The organism is Candidatus Methylomirabilota bacterium, assembly GCA_035764725.1.
Taxonomy (GTDB): Bacteria; Methylomirabilota; Methylomirabilia; order Rokubacteriales; family CSP1-6; genus DASRWT01.
Genome location: DASTYT010000151.1, coordinates 1 through 7,401 on the forward strand (window position 1 = coordinate 1; position 7,401 = coordinate 7,401).

A 7,401-nucleotide genomic window follows, 5' to 3' on the forward strand; every position below is an offset into this window, starting at 1 on the left:
CGATGGACCCACGATCTCGACCGCCGGTGGAATGGGACTGCCCCGGTCGAACCAGAGCTGGGCGTCGGGCACGGCGGTGGTGACTTTGCGGGTGTACGAGCCGAGGTCGTAGTATTCCATGTGATCCTGGATAGGTCCTGGCTCGCGGTGGGGGAGAGATTGCCCGCAGGATAGCCAGCTCGTAATCGGCCGCCAGATATTGCGAGGTGCCGCCTTTGCGGAGGATCGGCTAGGCCGAGCCGCATCCCGCATCGCGCGCGTCACGCACGCGGTCCTGTGCTACGGTTGGCGCGATCGCGCGCTGTGACTCCTTACAAGGGAGACGCCCGCATGCCCGAGCCGCCCACGCGCTTCACCTTGCTCACGGCCTCCCGTCTCCTCGACGGCTCCGGGGCCGCGCCCGTCGACCAGGGGGCCCTGCTCATCGAGGGCGACCGCATCGTCAGCCTGGGCCCGGCGGCCCGGGTGCGCGCGCCGGAGGGCGCGTCCGTGGACCGGAGAGACTACGGGATAGCGACAATCCTGCCCGGCCTCGTCGACGCGCACACACACCTGGTGGCGCCGGGTGACGGCACCCTCGGCGACGACATCGCGAAGGAGGACGACGACATTCTGCTCCTCCAGGCGGCGAAAAACGCCCGCACCTTGCTCCACTCGGGCGTGACAACGCTTCGCGAGAACGGCGCCAAGGGCAAGGTGGCCTTTTCGCTGCGCGAGGGCATCCGACGCAAGCTCGCTCCGGGGCCGCGCATGGTCATCTGCGGGCGCCCCATCGCGATGACGGGCGGGCACATGGGCTACTTCGGCTCGGAGGCCGACGGGGAGACGGCCGTCCGTGCCGAGGTCCGCAAGCTTCTGAAGGAAGGCGCCGACTACATCAAGATCGTGGCGAGCGGCGGCTCCACGCGCACCTCCGACCCGAACCGCGCCTCCTACACCGTCGCCGAGCTCGTGGCGATGACCGACGAAGCGCATCGCCACGGGAGGCTCACCGCTGCCCACTGCACCTCGGCGCAGTCCGTGCAGAACTGCCTCGACGCAGACGTGGACATGATCATCCACTGCATCTTCACCGAGCCTGACGGCTCCTACCGCTTCCGGCCCGACCTCGTCGAGCGGCTGGCTGCCGCCAAGGCCTGGGTCAACCCTACGCTCTACGTGATGAAAGCCGGAATCGAGCGGCTGCGCGAGGCGCGGGAGCGGGAGGGGCGGCTCACCCCCGAGCTGGTTGCGCAACTCGAAGAATCGCGGCGGGCGCTTGACGTGCGGGTGGATGCCGTCCGCCGCATGAGCGAGGCCGGCGTCCGGATGACCGCGGGGTCGGACTCGCCGTGGGGTTGGTACGCCCCCGGGGAGTTCGTTCACGAGATCCACATGCTCGCGCAGGCCGGACTCTCGTACGCAGATGCCATCGTGACCGGCACCGCCGGCGCGGCGGAGTCCATCGGCGTCGGCGGCATGGCCGGGCGCCTCCAGCCGGGCCGTCAGGCCGACGTGCTGGTGGTGCGCGGCGACCCCACGCGCGACATCACCGCCCTCTGGGACGTGCTCGACGTCTACCAGGCGGGCCGCCGACTCGAGCGGGCGCCCTAGTCGTAGAGGTGGCAGGCGGCCTGATGCGCGGGGCCGACGGCGCGGGGCGCGGGGCGCTCGACGCGGCAGCGGTCGAAGGCGGCCGGGCAGCGCGGATGGAAGCGGCAGCCCGCGGGCACGTCGAATCCGCTCGCCACTTCCCCCTTCGGAACGATCCGATCACGGCGCAGGGTGGGATCGACGACAGGGATGGCCGACAGTAACCCCTGGGTATACGGATGCTTGGGCTCCCGGTGGATGACGTCGCGCGTGCCCACCTCCACGATCTCGCCGAGGTACATAACCGCGACGCGATCCGACATGTGCAGGACCACGTGGAGATCGTGGGAGATGAAGAGATAGGTGAGGCCGAAGCGGAGCCGGAGATCCATCAGGAGGTTCAGCACCTGAGCCTGGACCGAGACGTCGAGAGCTGAGACCGGCTCATCGGCCACGATGAGGCTCGGCTGCAGCGCCAAGGCCGCCGCGATACCGATGCGCTGGCGCTGGCCGCCCGAGAGCTCGTGAGGGAAGCGCTCGGCAAAGCCGGGATCGAGCCCCACCACCTCGAGCAGCTCGGCCACGCGGCGACGCCGGCCCGCGACGTCCGTCTGGCCGTAGATCGCCAGCGGCTCGGCGATGATGCTTCCGACCCGCATCCGCGGGTTGAGCGAGCCGAACGGATCCTGAAAGACGATCTGCAAGCGTTGGCGCGCGGCCCAGAGCTCGCGCGGCGACAGCGCGAGAAGGTCCCGCCCTTCGAAACGGATATACCCCGCAGTGGGCTCGATCAGCCGCAAGACGAGCCGGCCGGTGGTGGTCTTGCCGCAGCCCGACTCGCCCACGAGGCCCAGCGTCTTGCCCGGCTCGAGGTTGAAGCTTACCCCATCCACCGCGCGAATCACGCGCCGGCGGCGGGCGAGCCACGCACCGCCCACGTCGAACTGCTTGACGAGGCCCTGCACCTCGAGCAGCGGGCCCGCCGTCACGTCACGACCGGGCAGGCCACGAAGTGCCCCGGCTCCCGCTCCTCGAGCGCGGGCTCTTCGCGGCGGCAGCTCGCGACGGCGTAGGCGCAACGCGGGGCGAAGCGGCAGCCCGCTCCTCCCTTGCGGAGATCGGGCGGCACGCCCTCGATGGACGCGAGCGGCTGGCCGAAGCGGCTCGGATGGGGCAGGCACTGGAGCAGCCCGCGCGTGTAGGGATGGATCGGCCGGGCGAAAAGGCTTGCCACCGGCGCGAGCTCGACGATGCGCCCGCCATAGATCACGGCGACGCGGTGGCAGAGCTCAGCGACGACCCCGAGGTCGTGGGTGATCAGGAGCACCGCCATGCCTCGCTCCGCCTGGAGCCGTCGCAGGAGGTCGAGGATCTGCGCCTGGATGGTGACGTCCAGCGCCGTGGTCGGCTCGTCGGCGATCAGGAGCGCGGGCCCCGAGGCCAGCGCCATCGCGATCATGGCACGCTGGCGCAGCCCCCCGGAGAGCTGGTGCGGGTAGTCGCGAGCCCGCTGGCGCGGCGACGGGATCTGGACCAGCTCGAGCATCGCTTCCACGCGCGCCCACGCCTCCCGCTTGCCGCCGCTGTGCGCAAGGATGGTCGAGGCGATCTGGTCGCCGATCGAAAACACGGGGTTCAGCGACGTCATCGGCTCCTGGAACACCATGGCGATCCGCGCGCCTCGCACGCGCCGCATGGCCTCCCCATCCTTGGCGAGGAGATCTTCACCTTCGAAGAGGACCTTCCCCCCCGCGATGCGCCCCGGCGGCGGAACGAGCCGCATGATCGACAGCGAGGTCACGCTCTTCCCGCAGCCCGACTCGCCCACCAGTCCCAGCACCTCGCCGCGGTCGATCGTGAAGCTCACGCCATCGACGGCGCGCAGTATGCCCTGGTTCGTCGCGAAATGTGTCTCGAGGCTCTCGACGGTGAGGAGGGGCCGCACGCTTAGACCTTCAGACGCGGGTCGAGTGTGTCGCGCAGCCAGTCGCCGAGCAGATTGACGGCGAGCACGCTCAGGATGATCGCGAGTCCAGGGAGGGTGGCGAGCCACCATGCGGTGGCAAGGTAGTTTCGCCCGTCGGCGAGCATCCAGCCCCAGGTCGGCGTGGGCGGCTGCACGCCGAGGCCCAGGAAGGACAGCGCCGACTCGTAGATGATCATGAACGCGAGCTCGAGCGTCGCGACCACGATGATCGGTGTCAGCGCGTTCGGCAGCACGTGCCTGAGCAATAGGCGACCCGAGCGGTTGCCGCGCGCACGAGCCCCGCTCACGAACTCGCGTTCGCGAATCGACAGGACATCGGCGCGGACGACCCGCGCGAACTGCACCCAGCGGGTGACCGCCATCACCAGAATCACGTTCAGGAGGCTCGGGCCGAGCGCAAAGACGACCCCCATCGCGAGCAGGATGTAGGGGATGGCGAGAAACACATCCACCACACGCATGATGAGGGCGTCGGCGCGGCCGCCGTAAAAGCCCGCGAGGAGGCCGAGGGAGACGCCGATGAGGCACGAAAGCGTCACCGCGGAGAGACCGACGCCGAGGGAGATCCGGCCCCCGTGGACGATGCGGCTCAGAATGTCGCGGCCGAGGTGATCGGTGCCGAGGGGATGTTCCCAGAGGCCCCGTGCCTGCCAGGCGGGGGGCCGGAGGCGCTTGGTGAGCATCTGCCGCCCGGGATCCCACGGGGCGATCTGCGGGGCGGCCAGTGCCGCGCTCCCCATGAGGAGCAGCACGGTGATGCCGAAGGCCGCACGGAAGCTCACGCGGCTCACGGCTTGCTCCGCACGAAGACGATACGGGGATCGAGATACGTGTAGACCAGGTCCATGACCAGATTGATGACGACGAAGATCGTAGCCAGCATCGCGACGATGGCTTGCACCAGGGGATAGTCGCGGCTGAAGATCGCGTCAACCGCGAGCCGGCCCACACCCGGCCAGGCAAAGATCGTCTCGGTGATGACCGCGCCCCCCAGGAGAATCCCGAATTCCAGGCCGACGATGGTGACGAGGGGGATGGCCGCGTTCTTGAGAGCGTACTTGTACGTGACGAGAAAGGCGCGCACGCCCGCGGCCCGCGCGGTGCGCACGTAGTCCTGGGCCAGCACCTCGAGCATCCCCGAGCGCGCCATGCGGGCGATGCGCGCCATCGAGAAGGCGCCGAGCGCGGTGGCGGGCAAGACGAGCGACGTGAGCCCGTCGCGCCCCGCCGCCGGGAACCAGCCGAGCCAGACCGCGAACACCATGATCAGGAGGAGTCCGAGCCAGTATACCGGCATCGCCTGGCCCATCAGGACACCCACCGAGCAGATCGCGTCGAGCAGGGAGTTGCGCCGCAGCGCGGAGAGGATGCCGGCGGGGACGGCCACCGCGAGGGCGAGGCCGAGCCCGGCCGCAGTCAGCTCGAGGGTGGCGGGGAGCGTCTGGAGGATCAAGGTAAGGGCGGGAATCTGGTGCTTGAACGAAAGCCCGAAGTCGCCGCGGACGGCGCGCGAGAGGAAGCGCACGTACTGAACGGCCAGGGGATCGTCCAGCCCGAGGAGGGCGCGCAGCTGCCGCACATCCTCCTCGCGCGCCTCGAGCGGCAGGAGCAGGCGCGTGGGATCGCCCGTGAGGTGGAGAAGCCCGAAGACGATGACCGAGACGCCGAGGAGGACGAGGAGACTTTGTAGGAGCCGCCGCAGGACGTAGGCGAGCATGAGCGGCGCCTCCCCTCAGCCTCCCCTGAGGGGAAGAGGGACTAGAAGGAGATCTCGGTCAGCCGTATCGACTCGTCGCCCCGTGGCGTCCACTTGAGCCGGTTGTTCACCCCGTAGATGTCCATCTGCTGGTAGCCGAAGAGCCACGGCGCCTCCTCGCGGATGAGGCGGAGGAGCTGGCTGTAGAGCTGCTTCCGCTTGTCGGTGTTCATCTCCGACCGCGCCTGCTCCATCAGCTTGTCCACCTCCGCGTTCGAGAACTGCGAGACCGGCTCGCCGGTGTGGAGGTTCGGCGTCACCCAGTGATCGGGCTCGAGGCTCGGCAGACACCAGCCGTTCATGAAGATGTCCTCGGTCTTGTGGTCGAGCACCGAGCGGACGTAACTGCCCCACTCGCCTATGATCTTCACGTTGGTCTTGATGCCGTTCTCGGTGAGCTGGCCCGCCACCGCCTGCGCGATGTCCTTGTCCATCGCCCATCGACCGTTGGGGGCCTGAAGGGTGAGCTGGATATTCGTCTGCCCCGCGGCGGCCAGGAGCTCCTTGGCCTTCTTGGGGTTGTAGTCATAGAAGGGGATCGAGGGATCGTAGCCCCACACGTTGGGCGGCATGGACGAGTTGATCCGCTTGCCGTTGCCGAGAAGCACGCTGTCGATGATCCCCTGGACGTCCACCGCGTGGTTGATCGCCTGGCGGACGCGCTTGTCCGCGATGGGACCACCTTTGATCTGGGCGAGACCGAAATAGATGATGCGGCAGCTCGGCATCTTCTCGACCCGGACGCTCTTCGTGGTCGCCAGCGCCTGGAGCTGGTCGGGCGGCACGTTGACGATGAGGTCCGCCTGGCCGGTCTGGAGCGCCGCGATCCTCGCGCCGAGCTCGGGGATGGGCCGCCACGTCGCGCGGCGCACCGCCGGCTTGCCGCTCCAGTGCGCGTCATTGGCCTCGACCACGATCTTGTCGTTCTTCGTCCACTCGACGAACTTGAACGGCCCGGTGCCCACCGGCTTGAGATTGGCCTGGGCGTCGCCGACCTGCGCGATGTACTTCGGCGCGAGCTGGTACATGAGGGTCATGCGCGCGGGCATCGCCGGATCGGGCACCTTGGTGTGGAACCGCACCGTGAAGGGATCGACGATCTCGACGGCCTCGATCGTGCTGAACCAGCCCTTCTGCGGAGACTTGAAGTCCGCGCGATTGATGCGCTCGAAGGAGAACTTCACCGCCGTCGCGTCGAATGCCTCGCCGTTGTGGAACTTCACGCCCTGGCGAAGCTTGACTTCCCAGACCCGCTCGCTGACGAGCTTGTACGAGGTGGCGAGATTGGGCACGAGCTGGAGCTGCTTGTCGCGCGTGAGGAGCGTGTCGTAGATCGATGTGTTGATGATGAGCGTCACGATGTTGTTGGTCATCTGTACGTCGAGGAACTCGGCGTCGATGCCCTGGGCGATGGTGACGTCGCGCTCACCCGCCGCCCACACCTGACCTCGCGTCCCGAACCCCACGCCGCCTGTTGCCGCGAAGATGACCAAGATCGTCGCTACGGACCAGATCGCTCTTCGCATAGGCCCTCCGTTACGGGTTGGTCTTGAGGAGCGCGCCGATGCTATATCCGGGGCCACAGGGTGTCAAGGACGCGGCTGACTGGGGCGGTGCCGACCGGCCAACACTGCGTGTCTGAATCGGCTACCTCTTGCCAGGAGCAACGACCAGCGCGTTTGGCCCCCCCCCGCCAGGTAGCGACAGCGCCAGTGCGGGGAGCGTCACCACGAGCTGTGTCGAGGGACCCCCGTCGAGGTTGAGGGCATCCCAGCACCCGAGCCCGCCCTTGTCGGGCGGGTCGGCAAGGAAGCGTGCGAAGGCCGTAGATTCGGCCTTCGTCGACACGACGAGAACGACGACATTTCCCTCGGCGCACACCGCGGTCCGCTCGGCGATCTGGGGCTTCAGCTGCTGGACCTGTCCCCCGACGAGGAGGCGGGGGACACCCTGGACGACGAGGCGATGGGCAAGATGGTCCTGGATGTCAGCACCGAGCATGATCCGCCCCTTCGTGCCATCAATTACGAGAGCGCCCCAGTTCCGCCGTTTGCCTAAGGCCATAACTCGTCCTTCGTCGACAGCG

At 68.3% G+C, this 7,401-nt stretch carries 7 protein-coding genes; 1 reads left to right on the top strand and 6 read right to left on the bottom strand.

Annotation, left to right across the window (positions count from 1 at the left end):
- Positions 1-330 precede the first annotated feature (330 nt).
- Complete coding sequence (locus tag VFX14_24755; GenBank protein HEU5192906.1) at positions 331-1,593, top strand: amidohydrolase family protein; 1,263 nt, start codon at positions 331-333, stop codon at positions 1,591-1,593.
- On the opposite strand, the gene VFX14_24760 is transcribed toward VFX14_24755, so the two are convergent.
- The 6 genes from VFX14_24760 to VFX14_24785 all read right to left on the bottom strand — a co-directional run.
- Positions 1,590-2,561 (bottom strand): oligopeptide/dipeptide ABC transporter ATP-binding protein, encoded by a 972-nt coding sequence (locus tag VFX14_24760; protein ID HEU5192907.1) that lies wholly within the window; start codon positions 2,559-2,561, stop codon positions 1,590-1,592. The genes VFX14_24755 and VFX14_24760 overlap by 4 nt on opposite strands.
- Positions 2,558-3,517, bottom strand: coding sequence for an ABC transporter ATP-binding protein (locus VFX14_24765; GenBank protein ID HEU5192908.1), 960 nt, complete (start codon positions 3,515-3,517; stop codon positions 2,558-2,560). The genes VFX14_24760 and VFX14_24765 overlap by 4 nt, the downstream gene beginning before the upstream one ends.
- Before the next feature lie 2 nt (positions 3,518-3,519).
- Positions 3,520-4,350, bottom strand: a complete 831-nt coding sequence (locus VFX14_24770; protein HEU5192909.1) for an ABC transporter permease — start codon at positions 4,348-4,350, stop codon at positions 3,520-3,522.
- Positions 4,347-5,276, bottom strand: a complete 930-nt coding sequence (locus VFX14_24775) for an ABC transporter permease (protein HEU5192910.1) — start codon at positions 5,274-5,276, stop codon at positions 4,347-4,349. The genes VFX14_24770 and VFX14_24775 overlap by 4 nt, the downstream gene beginning before the upstream one ends.
- Positions 5,277-5,317: 41 nt before the next feature.
- Positions 5,318-6,841, bottom strand: coding sequence for an ABC transporter substrate-binding protein (locus VFX14_24780; GenBank protein ID HEU5192911.1), 1,524 nt, complete (start codon positions 6,839-6,841; stop codon positions 5,318-5,320).
- 121 nt (positions 6,842-6,962) lie between these two features.
- On the bottom strand, positions 6,963-7,401 hold a 439-nt coding region (locus tag VFX14_24785), incomplete at its 5' end, for a phosphodiester glycosidase family protein (protein HEU5192912.1).

Coding starts and splice junctions, on each gene's coding strand:
- VFX14_24755 (HEU5192906.1), top strand. CDS start 331: ATGCCCGAGCCGCCCACGCGCTTCACCTTGCTCACGGCCTCCCGTCTC.
- VFX14_24775 (HEU5192910.1), bottom strand. CDS start 5,276: ATGCTCGCCTACGTCCTGCGGCGGCTCCTACAAAGTCTCCTCGTCCTC.
- VFX14_24780 (HEU5192911.1), bottom strand. CDS start 6,841: ATGCGAAGAGCGATCTGGTCCGTAGCGACGATCTTGGTCATCTTCGCG.